The sequence below is a fragment of the Actinoplanes sp. NPDC051633 genome (assembly GCF_040681735.1).
GTDB lineage: Bacteria > Actinomycetota > Actinomycetes > Mycobacteriales > Micromonosporaceae > Actinoplanes.
Window position 1 is genome coordinate 1 of sequence record NZ_JBFAZH010001420.1, and the last position, 1781, is coordinate 1781.

Below are 1781 nucleotides of genomic sequence, written 5' to 3' on the forward strand. Positions count from 1 at the left end.
GCGACCCGCTTCGCGAGGCGTTCGACAGCTGGAGGAACCACACCGGCGTGTAGAGGTAGACCGGCAGGCCGATCAGCAGCGCGAGCCCGCCGGCGGCGTAGCGCACCGGGTCGGCGGGGATCAGAGCCAGGAGCCCGATCGGTATCGCGGCCAGCCCGGCCGTACCCATCAGCCGGGCCCTGCGGGACAGCGCGCCGGGCAGGTCGGCGCTGCGGCCGAGCACCAGGAACCAGGCGAACAGCGCGACGATCATCGGGATCGCCACGAACACCGACACCTCGAACGACACCACCTGCAGCACCAGCAGCAGTGACGACAGCGCGCCCACGGCCAGCATCGCCACCGCGACCCGGGTGGCCAGGACCAGCGCCGGCGTCGCGGCGACCACCCGCAGCAGCCCGAGCAGCACCGGGATCATCGCCAGGCTGCCCACGATGCCGCCGACCACGTCGTTGGCCGGCCCGGTCCACGAGTACGACGACAGGCCCGGCAGGAAGCTCACGTAGAGCGCGATGAGCAGCACGTTCGCAAGCAGCCCGAGAACTCCGGCCAGGAACGCGTATCGCTCGACGGTGCGGATCATTCTGGTTCGTTGTCCTTTCCCATGGTGTACGGCGTGGACACGCCGTCGTACATCAGATGCACGACGAGTCCTTCCTTGGCGTGCTTGAGGTTGTGGCAGTGGTCCGACCAGATGCCCGGGTTGCCGGCCACGAACGCCACCTCGTACGTCTCGTGGTTGGCGACGTTGAGCGAGTCCACCCACCAGGGGCTGCCGGTGGCGGGCACCCCGTCGCGGGAGAGCACGAGCATGTGATGGCCGTGCAGGTGCATGGGATGCACCTCGCCGCTGTCGTTGCTGATCCGCATCCGGACGACGTCGCCGGCGCTCACCTGGAACATCGGCACGTCCGGCAGCATGTGGCCGTTGACGGTCCACCAGTTGCCGGGCCTGCCGTCGACGAAGCCGAGCCGCCGCCCGATGTCGTAGCGGAAGGTCCGTGTGACCGGCCCGAGCGCGGCCGGCGAGGGCGTGCCGTAGGTCAGCGGATCAAGCGCGGAGGCGGGTCTGGCGACGGCCGGGGCGCCGGAACCGATGATCAGTGCGGGGTTGCCGCCGAGCTGGACCCGGGCCGGCGCGGTGACCTCGAGGTCGGCACGACCACCGGCGGTGATCTGCACCGACTTGCCGGTGACGGGGGACGGGCCGGCCACGTCGGTGCCGTCGATCGCCAGCAGCCGGTAGGAGCCACCGGTCCAGGCGTACATCGGCCCGCTGTCGGTGTTCACGATCCGGACCCGCACCGTCGAACCCGGCGCGGCCGCCACCGGCACGTCCGAGGTCGGCCCGTTCACCGTGTGCCTGCCGCCGCTGTAAAGATGGACCAGCGCCGTCACGTCGGCGGAGGGCCGGCCGCCGATCACCACGGCACCGAACAAACCCTTGATGACCTGGACGTGCGACACCTGATGCGAGTGGTACCAATACGTTCCGGGCCGGTCCGCGACGAACCGGTACACGAAGGACCGTCCCGGCAGCACCGCGTCCTGGGTGATGCCGGCGACGCCGTCCATCGCGTTCGGCACGTCGACGCCGTGCCAGTGCAGGGTCACGCCGTCCGGCACGTTCTCGTTGACCAGTGTGACCTCGACGAGGTCCCCGGTCGAAGCGAGCACCGCCGGGCCGGGCGTCGTGCCGGTGATCGTGTACCGGCCCCCCACGAACCGGGCCACCAACGTCATCGACACCTCCCCCCCGCGCCCCCCGGCGACGGTGAACA

At 70.6% G+C, this 1781-nt stretch carries 2 protein-coding genes; both read right to left on the reverse strand.

The window, feature by feature from the left end; genetic code table 11:
- Positions 1 to 583: hypothetical protein (locus AB0M20_RS41630; protein WP_364306856.1), on the reverse strand; the 583-nt coding region annotated here is incomplete at its 3' end.
- Positions 580 to 1781: multicopper oxidase family protein (locus AB0M20_RS41635; protein ID WP_364306858.1), on the reverse strand; the 1202-nt coding region annotated here is incomplete at its 5' end. The genes AB0M20_RS41635 and AB0M20_RS41630, both read right to left, overlap by 4 nt.